Genomic DNA, 21,940 nt, shown 5'->3' with positions numbered 1-21,940 from the left:
GAACCGTGCCGGTGTGCCGCGGTGTCGCGGGGGAGCGGCAGGAGCGGCCTGTGACAGCCATACAGCGTACGCCTCGGGTGCGACAGCGGATCCACAGGGGGCTCGTGTGTTCGCCACACCATGTTCACCCGGCTGCCACACCCCCGGGGCGGACGGCCCGCACGTCCCGTACCAACGACTAAGGGGCATCCGACCACCGACCACCGACCACCGATCAGCGATCCACGATCCACCGACCACCGACCACCGACCACCGATCGTCCAAGGAGCGGAACCGACGATGACGTCAGGGATGGAAAGAACCGGCGTGCTCGTCGCTGGGGCTCTTGTTTCGCTCGCGCTCACCGCCGCTGCCGCTGTACCGGACGCCACCGGTGTGGCGGACTCCGCTTCCGTGGACCCAGGTCCCGTGGATCCAGGTCCCGCGGACTCCGGCCCCGCGCCCGGCTACCGGATGCGTACGGACGCCCGGTTCGCGCCGCCCGGCGCCTTCGTCCCGTCGGCGGCGGTCACGTACGACGGCACCGGACTCGTACCGCCCGCCGCGTGGATCGAGGTGAGCCAGCGGAGCGAGGAACGCGGGCGTACGACGGTGGAGCTGCGGGCGACGGGGCTGAAGGCGGGGTACGCGTACGGGGTTCATGTGCACCGGGAGCCGTGCGGCGCCGACCCGGCCGCGGCGGGCGGGCACTATCAGCACCGGCCGTCCACGGACCCCGCCGCGGTCGACCCCGAGAACGAGGTCTGGCTCGACTTCACGGCGGACGGCCGCGGCGAGGGCGGGGCGAGTGCGCGTCACGACTGGAACTTCCGGCGCGGCGAGGCCGCCTCCGTCGTGCTGCACGCCGAGCCGGGCGGTGCGGGCGCCCGGCTGGCGTGCTTCACCGTGCCCTTCGGGTGGGCCGGCTGACGCCATGCCACCGAGGCCGGCCTCGTGAAGGGCGCGGCGGACCGAGGCCGTCCCGTGAAGGGTGCGGCGGACCGAGGCCGGCCAGGTGGAGGGCGCGGCGGGAGCGTGCGTCAGGCCGCGACGGGCTCCGAGGGGCGGTTCTCCCCGGTCGTCGAGGACGAGCGGCCGGGGATCAGCCGGTCCAGGCCGAACGCGCCCGAGCCGGTGAAGACGAGCAGCAGCATCGACCAGCAGTACATGGCCGCGCCCTCACCGCTGTTCTCGATCGGCCACAGCGCCTCGGGCTGGTGGACCTTGAAGTACGCGTAGGCCATCGCGCCCGAGGCGATGAACGCGGCGATACGGGTGCCGAGGCCGAGCAGGACCAGTGTGCCGCCGACGAGTTCGATGACGGCCGCGTACCAGTTGGGCCAGGCGCCGGTCTCGACGGTGGCGCCCTTGCCGTTGAGGCCGCCGAGGACGCCGAGCAGCGAGACGGCGCCGTGGCAGGCGAAGAGCAGGCCGACGACGATGCGGAACAGGCCGATGGCGTATGGCTGGGCGCTGTTGAGGCGTCCGGTCATGTGGGATGACTCCTTCGGTGTCGTTACGGTCCATGGAGGACCGGTGGGGGACGTAACCGAGTGAGTGCTCTACGTTAGGTCTGCCTATTCAATGCTTGCAAGTTCAACTTTGGGCCATGGTTTTTCAGTCGAAACGGGTGTCGATACGGGTTCCGCTTCCGCCTCCGCGCCCCGTCCGACCTCGGCGGCGGCCGTTCGCAGCACGGCCCGCGCCACCGCGTCGGCGTCCGACAGTGTGACCGAGTCCACCCCTGGACGGACCCCGGCCGCGGTCACCCAGTGCACCCCTTCCGTTGGCACGCCGAACGCGAACCGCCGTGCGTGCGGCAGTCCTTGACGGTCTATCAGGTGATACGGGCGCTGTGTCACGTCCAGCCCCCCGGTCTCGTAGCCGCCCACGGTGTGCGGGCGGCACTGGCCCGTCTTCAGCAGCCTGGCGAGCAGCGCGTCGGCGGTGCGCCGCAGGTCCGGCTCCGGCAGCCGGGCCTCGACGAGCGTGGTCGCCGCCACGGTCGAGCCGGGCACGTCGGGGGAGTGCGCCACCCATGCCCCGTCCTCGGCCCGCACCTCAAGACGCGGGCCGATCACCTCCAGCACGCCCGCCTCGATGAGCGCGGCCATCTCCTCGATACGGCGCCGGGGCGGGCCGATGGACAGGAACGCGTTGAGCGGGGTGTACCAGCGGTCCAGGTGCTCCCGGCGCGAGGAGCCCGCGAGGCCGCCGTGGTCGACGATCTGCCGCAGCTCGTTGCGCAGGTCGCGCAGCACGTCGAGCGCCGCCTTGAGCGGGCCGTCGACGTTGCCGAGCGCGGCCTGTGCGGCGTCCTCGCTCAGATGGTCCAGCAGCCAGCCCCTGAAGTCGGCGGGGCCGGTGAAGACCCGTCCGCCGTGCGGGCGTGAGACGTGGTCCCAGGACCAGCGGTCGGCGGCCGGGACCCCGAACTCGTCGAGCACCGGCGCCTCTTGAGGGTCCCGGTGCGGTACGGCGAGGAAGCGCTCGCGGAAGCCGCGTACCGCCGTCGCCCCCGGGACGTCGGCGGCGCGGCGGCTCAACAGGGTCTCGTAGTAGACCGTTTCGACCTCCTTCGCCACCAACGGCCATATCTCCGTGAGGAAGTCGGGGGCGTCGCCCGAGTCGGCGCGCTTGCGGAAGGTGGAGATGACCTCCGGGGTGAGTACGAGCGGGAGGTGACGGCCGTACGGGCCCTTCGCGTTGTCGCCGCGCGCCTGGTACGGGATGCCGCGCCGGGAGCCGGCCACCAGACGCGGCTCGCGGCCCGAGGGGAGGTAGCGCGTACCGGCCGGGGTGCGTACGAAACGGCCGCCGCGGCCCGTCGTCAACAGGGCCATGTGGTCGAAGAAGTTGAGGCCGAGGCCGCGCAACAGGACGGTCTCGCCGGGGAGTACGGGGGAGAGGTCGAGGTCCGCCGGGTTGGCGGGCGGGACATGGCGCAGCCCGTGGCGTTCGGCGTGCGCGGACAGCCGCTCCTGCGTCTGGTCCGCCACGGCCGGCAGATGGCCCTGGGCGAGGACCACGGCCGCCAGGCCCGTCAGGACACGGCCGTTGTCGAGTACGAGGGTCTGGCGGCCGTCGGCCGCGTCGTCGAGGCGGGTCGCGCGCGCCCGGTGCGTCTCGATCCGCAGCGCGGGCGGCGCCCCGCGGACCACCTCGCCGAAGACCCACTCCAGGTACCGGCCGTACTGGGCGCGGGTCGGATAGTCATCGGGCCCCAGCGGTCCGACCGCGTGCGAGCCCGCCCAGGTGTGCAGGCCGGGCCCGGGGCGTATCGGGCCCGAGCAGTCCACGCTGTCGTCGGTGAACAGGGTGACCTGGGAGGCCACGGTGTTCATCAGCAGCTCGGCGGGCTGGGCGGTGCGCCAGACGCGGCCGGGGCCGGGCGGGGACGGATCGACGACGTGGACCGTCAGGCGCGTGCCGGGCGTGAGGAGTTCGGGCGCGGAGGCGCACAGGCGTTCCAGCACGCTGGTGCCGCGCGGTCCGGCGCCGACCAGGGCCACGGAGAGGCGGTCTGTTGGTTCCGACAAGGGTGTGACTCCCGGACAGGTGGGGCATGCGCGGCTCACCGCCCCGGTGGAAGCGGACGGTCCGCATCATCATGCCGTCGCGCACCACGGGAACCGACCCCTGAAGCGGATCAACGGCACCGGTTGTGGCATGCCTCACGGGACGCTCGGGACGCATGCGCACCAAGCACCAACATCACGGCAACACAGGCGATAGACGTACGAGGTCCGGTCAGGAGGCGGCGTCCGGCCAGGGGCAGCGCCCCGCAAGGGGCGCGGGGAACCGCGTGCCCGACTCCCACCGGGCCGGCAGCCGGGCAACCGCCCCAGGGGCGCGCTCAGCTCAGGACGGATTCCACGATCGTCCTCAACCGCGCCCCACCACCCCGCTCCTCACGCGCGTGATCAAGCCGCAACCGGGCCGAACGCCCGCTCAGCGTCAGCGTCATCAGCTGATTGCCGAACCAGGGCCCACCGGTCTTGCGCCAGTCCACCGGCGGAGCCGCGACCCTGCCGTGCCGGGCGAACCGCCGGCCGAGCGCCCGCCCCACCCCGCTCCAGCCGAAGCGGAAACCGACCCTTATGTACGGCGGGATGGAGTTGTGGACGGGGGAGCAGGTCAGCTGGACCACGCGGGCGTCGGGGCCCGCGAGCCCCTCCCGCCAGACCGGCTCGGCGACGTACGCGTGGTGCACGTCCCCGGACAGCACACAGATCGTCGCGGGTGCCAGTGGGCCCGAACCGGCCTCGGCGATCAGCTCCGCCAGTTTGTCGAAGGACGACGGGAACGCGGCCCAGTGCTCCAGGTCGGCCGCCCGCCGCAGATTCTCCCCCCGCCGCGCCCAGCGCTCACCCCGCTCGCCCCGGCACATCGCGGCGTTCCACGCCTCCGCGTCGTGCACGAGGTTGGGGAGCAGCCAGGGCAGGGAGGTGCCGATGAGGAGATGGTCGTACGCGCCAGGGGTGTCGGGGGCTTCGGGTGCCTGCTCGTCCAGGACGTGACCGTCCTGTATCTGGTCGCGCAGCCAGTCCCATTCCTCGGTGTCGAGCATGGAGCGGTTCTGCTCGTCGAGGACGCGGGCGGCGCGGCTGTCGACCATCACGAGGCGGGTACGGCCGAAGTCACGGCGGTAGCTCCAGCGGACCGAGGCCGGGTCGGCGTCGGCCCGGGCCGCGAAGGCGCGCAGGGCGTCCGTGCCGTCGGGCGTGGCGCGGACCTCCTCGTACAGGGGGTCCTCGGCGAGGCGGTCGGGGGAGAGGTTGCCGAGGTGCTGGTGGACCCAGTACGACATCAGGCCGCTGAGCACGCGCTCGCGCCACCAGGGGGTCTCCCGCATGTCGGAGACCCAGGCCTCGCTGGTGTTCCAGTCGTCGATGACGTCGTGGTCGTCGAAGATCATGCAGCTGGGCACGGTGGAGAGCAGCCAGCGGACCTCGGGGTCGAGCCACGATTCGTAGTAGAGGTGCGTGTACTCCTCGTAGTCCGCGACCTCGGCGCCGGGCGGCTGGTCCAGGCCGCGGCGGGACTGCAGCCAGTGGCGGGTGGCCTTGGACACCTCGTCCGCGTACACCTGGTCGCCCAGCAGCAGGAGGACGTCCGGGCGCTCGCCCCGCGGGTCCGCGGCGATCCGGGCCGCGAGGGTGTCCAGGGCGTCCGGGCCGACCGGGTCCTTCTCGCCCTCGGGCGGTGAGGCCCAGCGGCAGGAGCCGAAGGCGACCCGTACCGTCTCGTGGTCGTCCACGGGGGTGTGGATGGCCGAGGGCGGGAAGGGGGAGTCGGGGAGGGGCCAGACCCGCTCCCCGTCGAACAGCACCTCGTACGAGGTGGTGGTGCCCGGTGTCAGTCCGGTGACCGGGACCAGGGCGTAGTGATGGCCCGCCACCTGGAAGGTACGGGACTCACCGCCCGAGCCGTCCGCGCAGCGCACCTCGGCGGTGGCCGGACGGCTCGCCTCGACCCACACGGTCGCGGACGAGCCGTCGACATACCTCAGCAATGGACCCAGGCGCAGGCTCGCCACGTGATCACCCTCCTCCGTCGCCCCGTACGGTACGGAACGACGGAGGCCGGTGGGGAGGTTCCGGCGAGAGATCGCGTGAGATGGCGGGAGATCGCGAGCTGTACGGGTCCGATACCGGATCCGATGCGGGTCCGGTACGGGTCCGATTCGGGTTCCGGGCCGGGTCAGCAGCCGCTGAGGACCGAGGTGAGCTTGCTCTTCTCCGCGGAGTCGACGGAGAGGTCGTAGTAGTACTTCACCTGGACCCAGGCGCGTACGTACGTGCAGGCGTAGGCCGTGCGGGACGGCATCCACTCGGCCGGGTCCTGGTCGCTCTTCGACTGGTTCACGTTGTCCGTGACGGCGATGAGCTGGGGGCGGGTCAGGTCGTTGGCGAAGGCCTGGCGCCGGGCGGTGGTCCAGCTGTCGGCGCCGGAGTCCCAGGCCTCGGCCAGCGGCACGAGGTGGTCGATGTCCAGGTCGGAGGCGGCGGTCCAGGTGGCGCCGTCGTAGACGGAGTACCAGGAGCCGCTGGTGGCCGCGCAGGCGGAGCTGGTGACGACGTTCGTACCGTCACGCTTCAGAACGGTCTCGCGGGTGTTGCAGGTGCCGCTGATGGTGATCCAGTGCGGGAACAGGTCGCGGTCGTATCCGGTGCGGTCCTCGGTCGCCACGGTGAGCGAGGCGAGGTAGGTGCGGGCGGTGGCGGCGCTGACCGGGGTGGGCAGCGCGGCGGAGGCGGCCGGGCCGTTGAAAAGCCCGGCCAGGGCTATCAGACCTGCGAAGGCGGCCACTAGACTCAGCCGTCGACGCGCGTAGACCTTCGGCATGCGAACTCCCTAGGGGTGGGGGGAAGTTGACCTGCGAGCGACTGAATGCTCGCGGGGGCCGGTTTCCGGGAGATGTGCGTCAGGTGAGAAGTTAATGACGTGGGCATGACAGGACAAGATGTCGGACGGAGGTTTCTGTCCGGAGCGGGTGCGCGTGCGGGTGTGCATGTCGGTGTGCGGGGGTGGGTAGCGGGATTGCCCTTTTGTTTTGTACCGTGGAGAAACAAAGTGGTCCCCGCTCGCACTCCCTGACCGGCGGGCGGGGCCACCTTGTTCCCCCGGAGGCGTGCGGGGTTCCTACCCGCGGCTTGCTTCCGAGCTTTGACTCACGCCTTGATTCACTTCTTCATCCACTTCTTCATCCACTTCTTGATCTGTTTCTTCACCCACTTCTTGATCCACACCTCGACGCGCGTTCCGATCCGCGTCTCGAACACACGCCTTTGGAGCATGCCGATGACGGCCTCGACCGAGCTGACCGCCCGCGCCCTGCTGCTGGACATGGACGGCACCCTCGTCAACTCGGACGCCGTCGTCGAGCGTGTCTGGCGCCGCTGGGCCGACCGGCACGGGCTCGACGGGGACGAGGTCATGAAGATCGTCCACGGGCGGCAGGGGTACGCCTCCATGGCCGTGCTGCTGCCGAACCGGCCCATGGAGCAGAACCACGCGGACAACGCGCGCATGCTCGCCGAGGAGACCGCCGACATGGACGGGGTCGTGGCGATCGAAGGGGCGGGGGAGTTTCTCGCGTCCCTGCGGGAGTTGCGGGTGCCGCACGCGCTCGTCACGTCCGCGGACGTGGGGCTGTCCGCCGCGCGGATGGCGGCGGCGGGGCTCGCGCTGCCCGAGCTGCGGATCACCGCGGAGTCCGTGGGGGCGAGCAAGCCCGATCCTGAGGGGTTCTTGAAGGGGGCGGCGGAGTTGGGGGTCGCGCCTGAGGAGTGTGTGGTGTTCGAGGACTCGGGGGCGGGGATCTCGGCGGGGCGCTCCGCGGGGATGCGGGTGGTGGGGGTGGGGGCTCGGGCCGGGGTTCATCGGCCTGATGTGGTTGTTAGGGATCTTCGGGGGGTTCGGGTCGAGGGGGTCGAAGGTGGGGGTGTTCGGTTGCGGGTGGTGTGACGGCCCGCATGGCCCTCCGGGCGGGGCGGGGCGGGGTGGGGTGGGGTTGTGCGGGGTGGGGTTGTGTGTGGGGTGCGGCTCCGGTGGGGGCTGGTCGCGCAGTTCCCCGCGCCCCTTAAAAGCTAAAGATTGCGCCGTTCCCCGCGCCCCCAAAAACCGAAGACTGCGCCGTTCCCCGTGCCCCCAGAAGCCGAAGGTTGCGCCGTTCCCCGTGCCTCCAGAAACCGAAGACTGCGCCGTTCCCCGCGTCCCTGGAAGCCCAAGAGGGCGCGTGCTGTCCAGCGGGGGGCGGGGTCAGGGTTCTGTTGTTTCTGATTCCAGGCGGGATCTGGTTTTTTCTGTGTAGACGCCCTGGTCGTCGTCTATGCCTCGGGTGAACTGGTAGTTGCGTACCGCGTTCTCCGTGCGGTTGTCGTAGTCGCCGTCCGCGTCGCCCACGTAGAGGGCCAACTGCTTGAGGCGCAGCTGTAGTTCGGTGACCTCGGGGCCCTCGTCGCCGCGGCGCAGCACCGCCGGGCCCGCCTTGTCGGTCGGCTCGGTGGTCGGTGGCGACGTGCTGACCGCCGAATTCTCGGGTGAGGGTGCCTGTGTCGTGGCGGTCGTCCTGGACGGGGTCGCCGAGGTGCTCGGCGATTCCGAGGCCGAGGGTGTCGGGCTGTCGCTCGCCGACGCGGACTCCGAAGGTGACTCCGACGCCGACGGTGACCCGGAGTCCGACGGGGACGGCTCGTCCACCGCCGTGTCCGGCACGCTCGCGCGGATGTCGTCCGGGGCCGCGCCGTCGCGCGACGGCGACTCGTACGAGAACAGTCCGCTCGCGAACCCGGCCGCCGCGACCACGACCGCCGTGGCGCCGGCTCCGACGAGCACGAGACGACGTCGGCGGCTCGTGCCCGTGCCCGTGTTCCCGGGGGTGTCCGAGGGTGCCGCGGGGTCGTCGTAACCGTCGTCCGCGGCGTGGGTGTCCGGGGTCGGGAAGTCGTCGGGCGGGGTGCGCTGAAGAGGGATCGCGATGGTCGCCCGGTCGTCCGGCCCGTGACCGGGCTCCGGTGTCGAAGGGGCCTGCGGGTCGCTACCGGAGCCCGCGGCGGCGCCCTCCGCGGGTACGTCCAGGTCCACGTAGGGGCGTATGCGCAGTGGATCGAAGTCCTCCGCGGCCGCCGTCTCCGCGGACCGGGTCTCCAGGAGCTCGTCCGCCGCTCTGCGGGCGCAGCCGCATGTCGGCGAGCCCCCGGACTCCCTGGGTGCCCCGCATTCCGGGCATATATGACCGCTCCGGTCGCTCACGTCGTGGATCCTTCCCCGTACGAACTCCAGCGATTATGCAGACCCCCTCCACACAATCTCCCGGTTACCCCCGGAATCCCGAACTCCTGGCCGGATCCAACAGGCCATAACCGGTCACACCGACCAGGATGGAAGAGGAACGGGACAGGAACGGGATTCTCTTGGCCGGGAGGTCTTCATGGCCGAGGATGCGCACGGCAGGGGCGACAGGGGCGACAGAGGTGGGAAGGGTGGGAGGGGGAGTGGCGGCAGGGGGGACCGGGGCGTGGACCCCGCGGTCCCCGAAGGGCCGGGGCCACTGCATCCACGGGACCACTCGCGCGGTGCCACCGCCGTTCCTCCGCCCATGCAGGGCGGTGTCCTCGTCTCCATCGGGGCGCTGCTCCTGGGGCTGCTGCTGGCCGCGCTCGACCAGACCATCGTGTCGACCGCGCTGCCGACCATCGTCAGTGATCTCGGCGGGCTCGACCATCTGTCGTGGGTCGTCACGGCGTATCTGCTGGCCTCCACGGCCGCCACCCCGCTGTGGGGCAAGCTCGGTGACCAGTACGGGCGGAAGAAACTGTTCCAGATCGCTGTCGTGATCTTCCTGATCGGCTCGGCGCTGTGCGGTATGGCGCAGAACATGCCCCAGCTGATCGCCTTCCGCGCGCTCCAGGGCCTCGGCGGCGGCGGGCTCATCGTGCTGTCGATGGCGATCGTCGGCGACATCGTTCCGCCCCGGGAGAGGGGCAAGTACCAGGGGCTTTTCGGTGCCGTCTTCGGTGCGACCAGTGTGCTCGGGCCGCTGCTCGGCGGGCTGTTCACCGAGCACCTGAGCTGGCGCTGGGTCTTCTACATCAACCTGCCCGTCGGGGTCGTCGCGCTCGCCGTCATCGCCACCGTCCTGCACATCCCGGTCCGCTCGCGGAAGCACACGATCGACTACCTCGGTACGTTCCTGATCGCGGCCGTCGCCACCTGCCTGGTCCTCGTCGCCTCGCTGGGCGGCAACACCTGGGGCTGGGGCTCGCCGCAGATCATCGGCCTCGCGGTCCTCGGCGTCGTGCTCGCGGTGGCGTTCGTGGCCGTCGAGCGCCGCGCCGCCGAACCCGTGCTCCCGCTGAAACTGTTCGGGATCCGCACCTTCACCCTCGCCGCGGTGATCAGCTTCGTCGTCGGCTTCGCGATGTTCGGCGCGATGACGTACCTGCCGACGTTCCTGCAGGTCGTCCAGGGTGTGTCGCCCACCATGTCGGGCGTGCACATGCTGCCGATGGTGGCCGGACTGCTGGTCTCCTCGACGGTCTCCGGCCAGATCGTCAGCCGTACGGGCCGCTGGAAGGTGTTCCCCATCGCGGGCACCGCCGTCACGGCCCTCGGACTGCTGCTCCTGCACCGGCTCGACGTGGACAGCTCCACGGCCGAGATGAGCCTGTACTTCCTGGTCTTCGGGCTCGGGCTGGGTCTGGTGATGCAGGTCCTCGTCCTGATCGTGCAGAACGCCGTCTCGTACGAGGACCTGGGCGTCGCGACCTCCGGCGCCACCTTCTTCCGGTCCATCGGCGCCTCGTTCGGCGTGGCCATCTTCGGCTCCGTCTTCACCAGCCGGCTGAGCGGCGAACTGGCCGACGTGCTCCGCGGGCAGACCCTCCCGGCCGGCCTGGGCGCCGACGCGCTCAAATCCGACCCGAAGATCATCGGCGAACTGCCGGCCGCGCTCCGGCCACCCGTCGTCGAGGCGTACGCCGTCTCCATCACGGACGTCTTCCTGTACGCGGCCCCGGTCGCCGCCGTCGGCTTCGTACTGGCCTGGTTCCTGCGCGAGGACAGACTGCGGGGCTCGGTGACGGCACCCGACGCCACCCAGACGCTCGCCAGCAACCCCGTGGAGCGCTCCTCGTACGACGAGGTGTGCCGCGCGCTGTCCGTGCTGGGCACCCGGGAGGGGCGGCGGCAGATCTACGAGAAGATCACCGACCGCGCCGGATACGACCTGCTGCCCGCCGCGAGCTGGCTGCTGCTGCGCATCAGGCGCTACGGCTGGGCCGAGCCCGCCGCCCTCGCCGAACACAGCGGGGTGCCCCTGCAGATCGTCATCGCGGCCGCGCGCCAGGTGGAGGAGCGGCGTCTCGGCGTACGGGAGGGACTGGACCTCGTCCTCACCGAACAGGGGCGGGAAGTGGCCGGGAAGCTGGCGGCGGCCCGCGAGGAGTCCCTGGCCGAACTCCTCGGCGACTGGTGGGGCCCGGACCGGCCCACCGACCTCGCCCAGCTCGTGACGGAACTCAACTCCGAGCTGTGCGGTTCCGACGCGGAACGGCCCTACGCGGACTCGTCGCCGAAGCCGGCCGGGCGGTCGTGGCTCACCAAGTGAGGTGAATCGGGGCCCACTTGGGGTTCTCGTGACGTGGATCCGGCCATGGGCCGTTTGGCAGCCGAAGTCCGGGCAACCCGAACGGAAGAAGCGGCCCGCTGGGCCCAGAACCCGGAAGGCAATCCATGTCCACAGGCGTGATCATCGTTCTGATCGTGATCGTGGTGGCCGTCGTCGCCGCCGTGATCGCTCGGCTCGTGATGGCCCGCGGGGCGGGCGGCGGGCAGAGCCTGAAGCGGCGCTTCGGGCCCGAGTACGACCGGGCACTCGCCCGGCACGACGGCGACTCGCAGGCCGCCGAACGCGAGCTTGAGGAGCGCGTGCAGCGGCACGGGTCGCTGCGCCCGCAGCCGCTGGAGCCCGCGGCGCTCGACCGTTACACGGTCCGCTGGACCGCGATCCAGGAGCAGTTCGTCGACTCGCCGCGCGACGCCGTCGTCGAGGCGGACCGGCTGCTCGGCGAGGTGGCGGGCGCACGCGGCTTCCCGGCGGGCGACCGTTACGAGGAGCAGCTCTCCGCGCTCTCCGTGCACCACGCGCACCACGTGAACGGCTACCGGCGGGTCCACCTGGCCGCGCACCCGAACGGCGCCGGCCCGGACCGGGGCGACACGGAGGAGCTGCGTGAGTCCCTGGTCGAGGCCCGTGCGCTCTTCGAGGCCCTGACCACCTCGTCGACCACCTCCGCGCGCGGCGACAGGGCGCAGCTGCGGAAGGCCGACAGGGACGGTGGCGAGGAAACGGCCGAGACCACTCGAACCGACAGCTCCCGCGGCCGTTCGCACGCGCCGTGGGCGCTCAACAGGCGCCATGTGAAGGGGAGTTGACACGTATGCCGGACAACACCACGGCAGGACCTTTCAAGGACCGGCGGGACGAGCGCGAGGAGCGGGGCGAAGTGACCAGGACGCCGGGAACGGGTGGCGCGGCGCACGGCGGCGGGTCCGCGGCCGGGCGGCTCACGGGCAACGCGGGTGCGACGGGGCCCGAGGCCTCGGCGCGGACGGGCTCCGCGGCGCGTGACGATGTGCTCGGCGGCCGGGACACGGCGGCCCAGGAGCGGGTGCGGGACGGCCAGGACACGATGGTCGGCGGGCGGATTCCGGCCGCCACGGGCCCGCGTACGCCGGAGCAGGAGCGCTCACCGGCGCGCGAGGGCATCGCGGGCAGCGGGGGCAAGGCCGCGGCGGGCACCCCCAAGGCGGCCCCGGCGGCCGGCCGGAGCGGCGCGTCCCGCGAGGGCGTCCTCGGCGCCGAGGCGCGGGTGAACGCCGGGAGCAGGACCGGTACGGACTCCGGCGGGCGGCTCATGCCGCACGACGAGGGCGACAAGTGGTCGCAGCAGCTGCACCACGCGGTCGCCGGGTTCGTCGACGGGCCCCGCGGCTCGGTCGAGGAGGCGGACCGGGTGCTCCAGGAGGTCGCCGAACGGTTCACCGAGGCCGTCACCCAGCGGCGCCGCGCCCTGAGCACGTCCTGGCAGGGCTCCGCCGACGACAAGGCCGACACGGAGCAGTTGCGGCTGGCCCTGAAGGACTACCGCGAACTGACGGAACGGCTGCTGAGGATCTGACCCCGGCGTATCCGCGCAACTGGCTTGCGTGGTCGGTCGGTCGAGCTGAGCTGACTGAGCGGACAGGCCCCGCCCGGCACATGTGCCGGGCGGGGCCTCACTCATGGGCGCACCCGCGCGCTGGATGCGCGTCGCGGGTCCGGGGCGCCGCGAGGGCCCACGACGGGCACGGCGTGCCCACCTCGCCGCTTGCCGCTCGTTCCGGCGCATCGGAGGGCGTGACGGCGGCCGGGCGCCGGGCCGCCCGGTGGACGGGCTCCGGCGGCATTGGGCGTGTGGTGGTGGCGGGCGGTCGGTGAGCCGATCGGCCGTGGCCGTCGGAGGTCAGGCCGCCCGGCGCTCGTGCCACGCGCGGACGATCTCCTCCACGTCGTACGGCTTGAGACCCAGGGGCGGCCCCGGTGGCGGCTTGAACATCATGTCGCGGATCTTCGCGTTGATCTCCGTGACGATCCGCCGCACCACCCGCTCCGACGGCGCCGCGGCGGCCTGCTCCAGCGCCTCCTCCGCCTCCTTGCGCAGCGCCAGCGTGGGAGGCAGCACGGACATGCCCTCGCGCGCCATCTTCTGCTTGATCCACCACAGTTCGTCGTACGACGTGTCGGGGCCGCTCGGCAACGGCTTGCCCGCACCGACGAGTTCGGTGAACTCGCCGCGTGCCTCCGCCTCGCGGATCTGCCGGTCGACCCAGGACTCGAAGCCGACCCCGGGAGGTTTGCGCTCGGTCATACGTCCATTGTGCCAAAGCCGTTCGGGAACCCCGTTCCGGAACCTCGTCCAGGAACCCCGTTCGGAGGCCGCGCGCGACCGGCGAGCGGTATGCAACCGTGCCGCACGGTATGGACGGTGCGGAGCGGTATGCGACTGTGCCGGACGCCGTACGTCTCGGCGCTCTATCATTCGGCGGCGATACGTCGCCGGGAATCGAACACGTCCCGGCGCGGGACAATCGGTACGTCGGAACGCGGAACGCGGGACGCGCGGGAACGAAGGAGCGCACGTGCTCGAACTCACCATGGCCTCGGTGTCCGGGACGGACGCCGGCGCGACGGCCGGAATGCAGATGGCCGACGCGCCGAGCGACCCCGGCGCCGTGCTGCGGGTGGGGCGCGACCGGGGCGCGTGCCGCCTCGCGACGCCCGACGACTGGCTGTTCGTCTCGCGGGTCCACCTGGAGTTCCTGTGCGGGCCCGAGGGGACCTGGCAGGTGACCTGGCTGCGGGGCACGCACGACGACCCGTCGTCCGAGGTGCGGTTCTCGCTGGTGGGCGGAGGCGGCGGAGTCCAGCAGCCGCTGCCGTACGGCGGGACGGCGCAGCTGCCCAGGGGCGGTTCGGGCGAGCTGGTCATCCACGACCGCACCGGCCCGCGCAGCGTGAACGTGGGCTTCTACCACGAGGTCTGACGCCCCCGGGTGCGCGCCGGGTACGCGCCAGGTACGCGTCGGTACGCATGCCGCTCGTGGCGCCTGCACCGGGTCCGCAGCTCGCGGCGCCTACGGCAGTACGCGTGCCAGCGCGAACCCGTCGTACCCCTTGACCCCCACCGTCTGGATCGCCGTGGCGCTCACCTTGGGGTGCGCGGCGAAGAGGTCGAGCGCCTCGCGGGTGCCGCGCACGCTCGGGTCGTCGCTGGTGGCGTCGGTCACGGCGCCCTCGCGGACGACGTTGTCGAGGATGATCAGGCTGCCCGGCCGGGTGAGCTTCAGCGCCCACTCCACGTAGCGCGGGTTGTTCACCTTGTCCGCGTCGATGAACACCACGTCGAAGGGTGCCGGGTCCTCGTCGGCCAGCGTCTGCAGGCCGATCAGGGCCGGCCCCACCCGGACCTCGGTGATCTTGTCCAGACCGGCCCGTGCGAGGTTGTGCCGGGCCACTTCGGCGTGTTGTTCGCTGTACTCCAGGGTGATCAGCCGGCCGTCCTCGGGGAGGGCGCGGGCCAGCCAGATGGTGCTGTAGCCGCCGAGCGTGCCGATCTCCAGGATGCGGGTCGCGCCCTGGATCACGGCGAGGAGATGCAGCAGTTTGCCCTGGTTCGGGGCGACGTTGATCTGCGGAAGTCCGGCGGCGTCGCTGTCGTGCAGCGCCTCGGTCAGGGCGGCGTCCGGCGGGGCGAGGAGCCCGGTGAAGTAGTCGTCCACATCGCGCCAGAGCTGCGGCTCGGTCATGCGGCAAACCTTTCGTTCATCTAGTTAGACGTGCTAACTAGTTCCGTAGCCGAATATAGCCGGTTCCCGGCAAGTCGGGTGGTTGTATTCCCGTCACGGCCTCGCGTGGCGACGTGACGGGCACGCTCTTCGGCCTTACAACACCTCCATCGGGACAAAAGAATGGAGGACGTCAGGTGAAGAGGGGGTTGCCCGCGTCTCACATCGGGGGTGGTGCGAGCCTCTTAGGGTTCGAACAGGAAACAGACGCACGGGACCCCCGGGACTCTTGGGGCTCATGGGGCGTAGAGGACGAACGGGGCGGGAGGGCCGACGGCACGTGGCAAATGTGGAGCACGGCGGACGACCAGGTGATCCCTTCGGGGCGACGGCGCCCGAGGCGGCCAGAGCGCGGCTGGGCCTGGTCCGCGCGGGCCTGTGGCTGATCGCCGCAGTCCTGGCTGTACGACAGGTCGCCGTCGTCCTGAGTACGCCGAGGGGTGAGCGCCTGACGGATCTGGAGACCTGGGTCGGGCCCGACGGCGTGCTGCATGTGAACGGTTCGCTGTACGACTCGACGCGCTTCACGGGCACACCCTTCGGCGGACTGGTCCTCAAGCCTCTCACCAAGGCGGCCGAGCAGGCCCTCGGCTGGGGCTGGACCTTCGGCACCCTGCTGCTGGTGGTCGCCCTCGGTCTCGTCGCCGCCCGCGCCCTGCCACACCCCGTGAGCCGCCGTACGGCGTTGCTGGCCGCCCCCGTCGCGATCAGCCTGCTGATGCTGTCGCTGCCCGTGCGCAACACCCTGTACCTCGGCCAGACCAGCATCATCCCGGTCCTCCTCGTGCTCCTCGCCTGCTTCGCCGTGCGCGGGGAACGGGCGAGCGGGGTACTGATCGGCCTCGCCGCCGCCCTGCAGCCCACCGTCCTGCTGTTCGCGCCGCTCCTGTGGTTCACCGGCCGCCGCCGGGCCGCCGTCTCCTCCGCGCTCACCTTCGCCGCGCTCACCGCCCTCGCGTGGGCGGCGATGCCGCACGACTCGTACACGTACTGGGTGCATCACCTGGCCGGGGTCGGGCTCGGGCGGCCCGCCGACGATCTCGCCAACCAGTCGCTGCACGGCGCGCTGCTGCGGCTCGGCGTCGAGGGGCCGCTGGAGATCGGGCTCTTCCTGGTGCTCGGCACCGCCGTCGCCGTCCTCGGTCTGCGCCGCGCCGTGCGCTACGCCCGCGACGGGCAGCTGCTGCTCGCCGTCGCGGTCACCGGCTGCGTCGCCGTGGCCGTCGCGCCGACCACCTGGCAGCACCAGCTGCTGTGGGTACTGCTCGCACTGGTCGGCCGCGTCGGCAAGAAGGCGGGCGACCGGTACGTGTGGCCGGTCGCCGTCATCCTGGTGATGACCCTGCCCGCCAAGATGATGCTGCCGAACATGGAGTCGCTCTACCCGCTGCGCGACAACGTCGTCCTGCTCGCCGCCCTCGCCGCCGCGACCGTGGTTCCGTTTCTGTCCCGTACGTCGGAGTACTACCGCTCACCGGTCCCGACCGAGTACGCGCGGCCGGTGCCCACCCGTTGGAAGCGCGTCCCCCTGCTGCCTTTCCTGCGCCGGGTCCTCACCCGGCCGAATCTGCTCCTCGAACTGCTCCTGATCCGCGTCGGCTACTCCGCGTACCAGCAGGTCAGGCTGGCGGCGACCGGTGGTACCAACACCGGGGGCCGGGCCACCGCCGAACAGCACGGCGAGCAGATCCACTCGATCGAGAAGTTCCTCTTCATCGACATCGAGCACTGGGTCAACCACGCGGTCGTGGGGATCGGCTGGCTTGAGGACTTCTTCAACTTCTACTACACGTCGTTCCACTTCGTCGTCCCGCTGACCGTGCTCGGTGTCCTGTACGCCCGCAGGCCCGCCGAGTACCGCTGGGCCCGCTCGGCGCTCGGCTTCGCCACGCTGTTCGCGCTCGTCGGCTTCTGGCTCTACCCGCTGGCTCCGCCGCGGCTGATGCCGGGCCTCGGGTTCATCGACACCGTGCACGGCGTGCAGGACTTCTCCCAGCCCGACTACGGGACGCTGACCGCCCTCACCAACCAGTACGCGGCGATGCCCTCGCTGCACTTCGGCTGGTCCCTGTGGTGCGGGCTCGTCATCGCGATCATCGCCCCCAAGTGGTGGATGAAGGCCCTCGGTCTGCTGCACCCGCTGTTCACGGTCTCCGCGATCGTGGCGACCGGCAACCACTGGGTGCTGGACGCGGTGGGCGGCGCGGCCGTCGTCGGCGCCGGCTTCGGGCTGACCTACCTGCTCCAGGGGCCGAGGCCCCGGCCGCACACACTCACGAAGACCGCGACAGTCTCCTCCGGGGAAGCCGCGAACGCGGAGAAGGACGAGGAAGGCGGGGACGCGGAGAAGGGCGCGAAAGGCGGGGACGCGGAGGCGGTCAGCACCGCGGGGCCGGGCCCGGCGAAGGGCCGTACCCCGAGCTGATCCGGTACTCGCCCGGCTCGGTCACCGTCAGCCGTGTGAACTCGCCCTCCTTTTCGAGGCAGCCCCCCTCGGCCCACAGCCAGGGCGAGAACGCGACACGCACGGTCACCGGGCCGGGGCGCGGGACCCGCACCACGACCGCCGCGCTGTCGGCCCGCACGACCGAGGCGGGCGCCGACACCAGCGGTACCGCCCCGCGCACGCGGTAGACCCGCCAGTTCGGGTCGCGCCACACCGGCTCCAGCCACGGCGTGCCGTTCCTGACCAGGCGCGCCTCGTCCTCCGCGAAGCCGTCCGGCTTCCCCGAGGGCAGCACCACGAAGCCGACGGCCCACCGGTCGAGCCAGGCCCGGTACGTCTTCTCCGAGAACGTCCCGTCGTAGAAGAGCCGGCCCCGCTCCATGTCCAGCTGCCGGTTCCAGCCGCGGGCCAGGTTCACGTGCGGGGCCAGTGCGGTGGCCTCGCGGTGATTGCGGGCCGGGACCACCTCGACGCGCGTACGGTCCGCACCGAGCCGGTCCAGGGCCTCCACGACGCTGGTGGTGTCATGGGCCCAGGCGGGCACCACGGTCGACACCGCCAGATCGTCGACGGTCTTCTTGCCGACCCAGCCCACGGAGAACACCAGCGCCATGGTCAGCGCGACACGCCGCCGGCCCTGGGTCGGCCCCGACCGCGGCACCGCGAGCAGCGCGGCCAGCAGCGCCGCCGGGGCGAACAGCTCCGCCAGCCGCTCCACGTTCGTGCCGACCGGCGAGGGCACCAGGTAGGTGAGGACCGTCCCCGCCGCGTACACGACCGCGCCCCAGCGCAGGACCCGCCAGCCGCGCGGGGCCAGCGTCAGCACGACGAGACCGATCAGGACCGGCGGCCAGATCCGGGAGGCGGGCATCAGCTGCTCGCCGGTGAACGGGAAGAGCAGGGTCGTCGCGCCGACCACCAAAACAGGCGGTGCGATCAGCGCGGCGGCCCGCGCCCGGTCCCGTACGAGGGCGTGACCGGCCCCCGCGACGACCAGGAACAGGCCCGCGACCGGGCTGGCCATGGTCGCGAGCGCCGCGTACGCCCACGCCAGCGGCAGGCGCCGCTCCCGGGTCAGCAGCACACAGGCGGCGAGTCCGAGGGCGACGCCGAGCGCGAACGTCGTACGCCCCGACGCCACGTTGCACCACAGGGCCAGCGACGCGAGCAGCGCCGGGCCCAGGGGGCGGCGGATCCCCGTACGGACGATGAGGGCCGCGGCCAGCCAGGCGGCCAGCAGCCCGGCCGCCACGGTGACCGTCCGGACACCGAAGGCGGCCATCAGATACGGCGAGATCAGGCTGTAGTTGGCGGTGTGCATCCCGCCGTACCAGAACAGGCTGTACGCCGAGCCGCCGTGCCGGGACGCGAAGTCGGCCCAGGCCTCCTGCGCGGCCAGATCGCCGCCGCCGGTGGCCAGGAACAGCCACCACACCACGTACAGCGGGACGGTCGGGAGGGTGGCGAGGAGCGGCACGCGGTGGCGTGTCCACACCGGCCCCCAAACCGGTCGGAGGCCCCGCTTCCGGGCGGCCCGTGCGCCCTCCTGTCGGACGGGGGACAGTTCGGCTGGGACCACGGCTCGGCGTTTCCGTTCGAAGTCTTCGAAGGTGTGGGTTGGCTGTGCCACCTGTGAAGACGCTCGGCGGATCGAAATCGTTCACCGAGTCCCGAAATGTTCGCCGATCGGGGGGAGGTCGGGTCGGGTCCGGTCCGGAATGATCGGCTCAGCTCGATCGGTTCAGCTCGGTCGGCTCGGCGGGATTCTTCGGCCGGCACTCCTCAGTCGACGCCGACCTGGAGTTCCTTCACTCCGTTGATCCAGGCCGAGCGCAGCCGGCGCGGGTCGCCCGCCAGGTGCACCCCGGGCATCGCGTCGGCGATCGCGTTGAAGATGAGGTCGATCTCCAGGGTGGCCAGGGACTTGCCGAGGCAGAAGTGCGGGCCGCCGCCCCCGAAGCCGAGATGCGGGTTCGGGTCGCGGTCGACGTCGAAGACCTCCGGTGTGTCGAAGACCTCCGGGTCGTTGTTGGCGGACGAGTAGAAGAGGCCGACGCGGTCGCCCTTCCTGATCTGCTTGCCGCCCAGTTCGGTGTCCTGGGTCGCGGTGCGCTGGAAGGCGACGATGGGCGTGGCCCAGCGGACGATCTCCTCCGCGGCGGTCGCCGGGCGCTTCCGCTTGTAGAGGTCCCACTGGTCGGGGTGGGTGAGGAAGGCGTGCATGCCGTGCGTGATGGCGTTGCGGGTCGTCTCGTTGCCCGCGACGGCCAGCATCAGTACGAAGAAGCCGAACTCGTCGGAGGCGAGGTTGCCCTCGTCCTCGGCGGCCACCAGCGTGGTGACGATGTCCTTGGCGGGGCACTGCTTGCGGTCGGCCGACATGTTCATCGCGTAGGCGAGGATCTCGGTGGCGGCCTCCTGGCCGATCTCCTCGGTGATCGCGTACTCCGGGTCGTCGTACGCGATCATCTTGTTGGACCAGTCGAAGATCTTGGCGCGGTCGTCCTGCGGGATGCCGATGAGTTCCGCGATCGCCTGCAGGGGCAGTTCGCTGGCGACCTGGGTGACGAAGTCGAAGGAGCCGCCGGGGCCGGCGCTCGCGAGGGCGGTCTCGACGATCCGGGTCGCGCGGTCGTGCAGGTTCTGCTCCAGGGCGCGGATGGCGCGCGGGGTGAAGCCGCGCTGGACGATCTGGCGGACCCGGGTGTGCTCGGGCGGGTCCATGTTGAGCAGGATCAGCCGCTGGGCGTCGATCGCGTCCCGCTCCATGTGCGGGCCGAAGCGGATGATCGCGGTGTTGAGGGTGGAGGAGAACAGCTCCGGGTGCGTGGAGACGTACTTGACGTCGGCGTGCCGGGTCACGGCCCAGTAGCCCTCGTCCTGGAAGCCGGCGACGTTGGCCGGCTGGGGGATCCAGCGGACCGGCTCGGCCTGGCGCAGCTCGGCGAACTCCGGGAGGGGTACGCGGTGGTGCAGCAGATCGGGGTCGGTGAAATCGAACCCGTCGGGCAGCGCTGGACAGGGCATCGGCAACTCCAGGTCGTGAAGTCCAGGTCGTGGAGTCCAGGTCGTACGGCGGTCAAGAACTGACGGTCCATCAGCACCGGGAATTGCCGTGAAGGTAGTAACGGGTTCTACAAGAGGCAAGAGGTGCGGCACCCCGAATCTCGATGTGTGCCGCCTTTCCGTTCGGGGTCCACTTCTGTGCAAGGTCCGTGCAGATCGCGACTTCGGGAGCTGCACGACCCTTGCGGTGGCGGACGACGGGTCAGCAGACTGCACACAGAACTAGAACGCGTACTAGTTCAGCGTGGCGGGTGGGCCGGGACGCCCGCGCCGCGCGGGTGACCCGAGGAGAGGAACTCCCCATGGCCGCGGAACCCGTGATCGTCGAAGCCGTACGCACCCCCATCGGCAAGCGCGGTGGCGCGCTCGCCAACCTGCATCCCGCCTATCTGCTGGGCGAGACCTACCGTGAACTCCTCGGCCGCACCGGCATCCACGCGGACTGCGTCGAGCAGATCGTCGGCGGCACGGTGACGCACGCCGGTGAGCAGTCCATGAACCCCGCCCGCACGGCCTGGCTGACGATGGGACTGCCGTACGAGACGGCGGCGACCACGGTCGACTGCCAGTGCGGGTCCTCGCAGCAGGCCTCGCACATGGTCGCCAACATGGTCGCGGCCGGCGTGATCGACGTCGGGATCTCGTGCGGCGTCGAGGCCATGTCACGGGTGCCGCTGGGCTCCGGCTCCAAACACGGGCCGGGCAAGCCGTTCCCCGACGAGTCGAACGTGGACCTGCCGAACCAGTTCGAGGCCGCGGAGCGGATCGCCCGCCATCGTGGCCTGACGCGGGAGAACGTGGACTCGCTCGGGCTCATCTCCCAGGAGCGCGCGGCCGTCGCCTGGTCGGAGGAACGCTTCAAGCGCGAGACGTTCGCCGTGCAGGTGCCCACGACGGAGGACGAGCAGCGCGCCGGGCAGGGCATGTGGCGGCTGGTCGACCGCGACGAGGGCCTGCGTGACACGTCCATGGAGGCGCTGGCGAAGTTGAAGCCGGTGATGCCCACGGCCGTCCACACCGCCGGCAACTCCTCGCAGATCTCCGACGGCGCCTGCGCGATCATGTGGGCGTCGAAGCGGATGGCGCGGGCGCTGAAACTGCGCCCCCGCGCCCGGATCGTGGCCCAGGCGCTGGTCGGCTCCGACCCGCACTTCCACCTCGACGGCCCGATCGACGCGACGAAAGCCGTCCTGGGCAAGGCCGGGATGACCCTGAAGGACATCGACATCGTCGAGATCAACGAGGCCTTCGCCTCCGTGGTGCTGAGCTGGACCCAGGTCTTCGACCAGGACCTGGCGAAGGTGAACGTGAACGGCGGCGCGATCGCACTCGGGCATCCGGTGGGCGCCACAGGGGCGCGCCTCATCACCACGGCACTCCACGAACTGGAGCGCAGGGACAAGGAGTTCGCACTGATCGTGATGTGCGCGGGTGGGGCGTTGTCCACGGGGACGATCATTCAGCGGCTCTGAGCGGGGGCTCGGAGCGGAGGGAGCGTCGGTCGCTGGGACCAGGTCCCGCGCCTCATGCGGACCGCGGGCCCCCTTGGTTAGGGT

At 71.3% G+C, this 21,940-nt stretch carries 17 protein-coding genes; 8 read left to right on the top strand and 9 right to left on the bottom strand.

Features of this window, described 5'->3' with window-relative positions; genetic code table 11:
* Positions 1 to 280 precede the first annotated feature (280 nt).
* Positions 281 to 910 carry a superoxide dismutase family protein gene (locus C6Y14_RS21920; RefSeq protein ID WP_107018465.1) on the top strand — a complete coding sequence of 210 codons (630 nt, stop codon included), beginning with the start codon at positions 281 to 283 and terminating at the stop codon, positions 908 to 910.
* A 110-nt stretch (positions 911 to 1,020) separates the two neighbouring features.
* Here C6Y14_RS21920 and C6Y14_RS21915 read toward each other — a convergent pair whose 3' ends face one another.
* From C6Y14_RS21915 to C6Y14_RS21900, 4 genes are all read right to left on the bottom strand, one after another.
* Entirely contained in the window at positions 1,021 to 1,473 is a 453-nt protein-coding gene (locus tag C6Y14_RS21915) for a DoxX family protein (protein ID WP_107018464.1), read from the bottom strand.
* Between the two features lie 84 nt (positions 1,474 to 1,557).
* Entirely contained in the window at positions 1,558 to 3,519 is a 1,962-nt protein-coding gene (locus tag C6Y14_RS21910; protein WP_107018463.1) for an FAD/NAD(P)-binding protein, read from the bottom strand.
* A 317-nt stretch (positions 3,520 to 3,836) separates the two neighbouring features.
* Entirely contained in the window at positions 3,837 to 5,519 is a 1,683-nt protein-coding gene (locus C6Y14_RS21905) for an alkaline phosphatase D family protein (RefSeq protein WP_107018462.1), read from the bottom strand.
* A 164-nt stretch (positions 5,520 to 5,683) separates the two neighbouring features.
* Complete coding sequence (locus C6Y14_RS21900; protein WP_107018461.1) at positions 5,684 to 6,328, bottom strand: HNH endonuclease family protein; 645 nt, start codon at positions 6,326 to 6,328, stop codon at positions 5,684 to 5,686.
* Positions 6,329 to 6,778: 450 nt separating this feature from the next.
* Here C6Y14_RS21900 and C6Y14_RS21895 point away from each other — a divergent pair, with 450 nt between their 5' ends.
* On the top strand, positions 6,779 to 7,450 hold the full coding sequence (locus C6Y14_RS21895; protein WP_107018460.1) for an HAD-IA family hydrolase: 672 nt from the start codon (positions 6,779 to 6,781) through the stop codon (positions 7,448 to 7,450).
* Positions 7,451 to 7,744: 294 nt separating this feature from the next.
* Here the strand turns inward: C6Y14_RS21895 and C6Y14_RS21890 are convergent, their stop codons facing one another.
* Positions 7,745 to 8,569, bottom strand: a complete 825-nt coding sequence (locus tag C6Y14_RS21890; RefSeq protein ID WP_225891202.1) for a peptidoglycan-binding domain-containing protein — start codon at positions 8,567 to 8,569, stop codon at positions 7,745 to 7,747.
* Positions 8,570 to 9,083: 514 nt separating this feature from the next.
* Here C6Y14_RS21890 and C6Y14_RS21885 point away from each other — a divergent pair.
* The 3 genes from C6Y14_RS21885 to C6Y14_RS44565 all read left to right on the top strand — a co-directional run bounded on the left by C6Y14_RS21885 (position 9,084) and on the right by C6Y14_RS44565 (position 12,666).
* The gene (locus C6Y14_RS21885) at positions 9,084 to 11,093 is read left to right on the top strand and encodes an MDR family MFS transporter (RefSeq protein WP_107018458.1); all 2,010 of its coding nucleotides are present in this window, start codon (positions 9,084 to 9,086) and stop codon (positions 11,091 to 11,093) included.
* Positions 11,094 to 11,218: 125 nt separating this feature from the next.
* Entirely contained in the window at positions 11,219 to 11,920 is a 702-nt protein-coding gene (locus C6Y14_RS21880; RefSeq protein WP_107018457.1) for a hypothetical protein, read from the top strand.
* A gap of 5 nt (positions 11,921 to 11,925) precedes the next feature.
* Positions 11,926 to 12,666, top strand: coding sequence for a hypothetical protein (locus C6Y14_RS44565; RefSeq protein WP_199854802.1), 741 nt, complete (start codon positions 11,926 to 11,928; stop codon positions 12,664 to 12,666).
* Between the two features lie 324 nt (positions 12,667 to 12,990).
* Here C6Y14_RS44565 and C6Y14_RS21870 read toward each other — a convergent pair whose 3' ends face one another.
* Positions 12,991 to 13,395, bottom strand: coding sequence for a DnaJ family domain-containing protein (locus C6Y14_RS21870; protein ID WP_107018456.1), 405 nt, complete (start codon positions 13,393 to 13,395; stop codon positions 12,991 to 12,993).
* Positions 13,396 to 13,666: 271 nt separating this feature from the next.
* Here C6Y14_RS21870 and C6Y14_RS21865 point away from each other — a divergent pair, with 271 nt between their 5' ends.
* The gene (locus C6Y14_RS21865) at positions 13,667 to 14,071 is read left to right on the top strand and encodes a hypothetical protein (protein ID WP_107018455.1); all 405 of its coding nucleotides are present in this window, start codon (positions 13,667 to 13,669) and stop codon (positions 14,069 to 14,071) included.
* Positions 14,072 to 14,161: 90 nt separating this feature from the next.
* On the opposite strand, the gene C6Y14_RS21860 is transcribed toward C6Y14_RS21865, so the two are convergent.
* Positions 14,162 to 14,833, bottom strand: a complete 672-nt coding sequence (locus C6Y14_RS21860; protein WP_107018454.1) for an O-methyltransferase — start codon at positions 14,831 to 14,833, stop codon at positions 14,162 to 14,164.
* Positions 14,834 to 15,152: 319 nt separating this feature from the next.
* Between C6Y14_RS21860 and C6Y14_RS21855 the strand changes: the two genes are divergently transcribed.
* Positions 15,153 to 17,297, top strand: a complete 2,145-nt coding sequence (locus C6Y14_RS21855; protein ID WP_107018453.1) for a bifunctional glycosyltransferase 87/phosphatase PAP2 family protein — start codon at positions 15,153 to 15,155, stop codon at positions 17,295 to 17,297.
* Here C6Y14_RS21855 and C6Y14_RS21850 read toward each other — a convergent pair.
* Positions 17,251 to 18,897, bottom strand: a complete 1,647-nt coding sequence (locus tag C6Y14_RS21850; RefSeq protein ID WP_404828812.1) for a hypothetical protein — start codon at positions 18,895 to 18,897, stop codon at positions 17,251 to 17,253. The two genes, C6Y14_RS21855 and C6Y14_RS21850, sit on opposite strands and share 47 nt — an antisense overlap.
* Before the next feature lie 203 nt (positions 18,898 to 19,100).
* Complete coding sequence (locus C6Y14_RS21845; RefSeq protein ID WP_107018451.1) at positions 19,101 to 20,345, bottom strand: cytochrome P450; 1,245 nt, start codon at positions 20,343 to 20,345, stop codon at positions 19,101 to 19,103.
* Between the two features lie 341 nt (positions 20,346 to 20,686).
* On the opposite strand from C6Y14_RS21845, the gene C6Y14_RS21840 reads away from it, so the two are divergent.
* Positions 20,687 to 21,856: a steroid 3-ketoacyl-CoA thiolase gene (locus C6Y14_RS21840; protein ID WP_107018450.1), complete on the top strand. Its 1,170-nt coding sequence runs from the start codon at positions 20,687 to 20,689 to the stop codon at positions 21,854 to 21,856.
* Positions 21,857 to 21,940: the final 84 nt, after the last annotated feature.

The sequence above is a fragment of the Streptomyces dioscori genome (assembly GCF_003024195.1).
Taxonomy (GTDB): domain Bacteria; phylum Actinomycetota; class Actinomycetes; order Streptomycetales; family Streptomycetaceae; genus Streptomyces; species Streptomyces dioscori.
This window is presented reverse-complemented; position numbering and strand designations above follow the sequence as displayed.

Coding starts and splice junctions, on each gene's coding strand:
- C6Y14_RS21885 (WP_107018458.1), top strand. CDS start 9,084: ATGCAGGGCGGTGTCCTCGTCTCCATCGGGGCGCTGCTCCTGGGGCTG.
- C6Y14_RS21845 (WP_107018451.1), bottom strand. CDS start 20,345: ATGCCCTGTCCAGCGCTGCCCGACGGGTTCGATTTCACCGACCCCGAT.
- C6Y14_RS21880 (WP_107018457.1), top strand. CDS start 11,219: ATGTCCACAGGCGTGATCATCGTTCTGATCGTGATCGTGGTGGCCGTC.
- C6Y14_RS21915 (WP_107018464.1), bottom strand. CDS start 1,473: ATGACCGGACGCCTCAACAGCGCCCAGCCATACGCCATCGGCCTGTTC.
- C6Y14_RS21920 (WP_107018465.1), top strand. CDS start 281: ATGACGTCAGGGATGGAAAGAACCGGCGTGCTCGTCGCTGGGGCTCTT.
- C6Y14_RS21895 (WP_107018460.1), top strand. CDS start 6,779: ATGCCGATGACGGCCTCGACCGAGCTGACCGCCCGCGCCCTGCTGCTG.
- C6Y14_RS21870 (WP_107018456.1), bottom strand. CDS start 13,395: ATGACCGAGCGCAAACCTCCCGGGGTCGGCTTCGAGTCCTGGGTCGAC.
- C6Y14_RS44565 (WP_199854802.1), top strand. CDS start 11,926: ATGCCGGACAACACCACGGCAGGACCTTTCAAGGACCGGCGGGACGAG.
- C6Y14_RS21840 (WP_107018450.1), top strand. CDS start 20,687: ATGGCCGCGGAACCCGTGATCGTCGAAGCCGTACGCACCCCCATCGGC.
- C6Y14_RS21860 (WP_107018454.1), bottom strand. CDS start 14,833: ATGACCGAGCCGCAGCTCTGGCGCGATGTGGACGACTACTTCACCGGG.
- C6Y14_RS21900 (WP_107018461.1), bottom strand. CDS start 6,328: ATGCCGAAGGTCTACGCGCGTCGACGGCTGAGTCTAGTGGCCGCCTTC.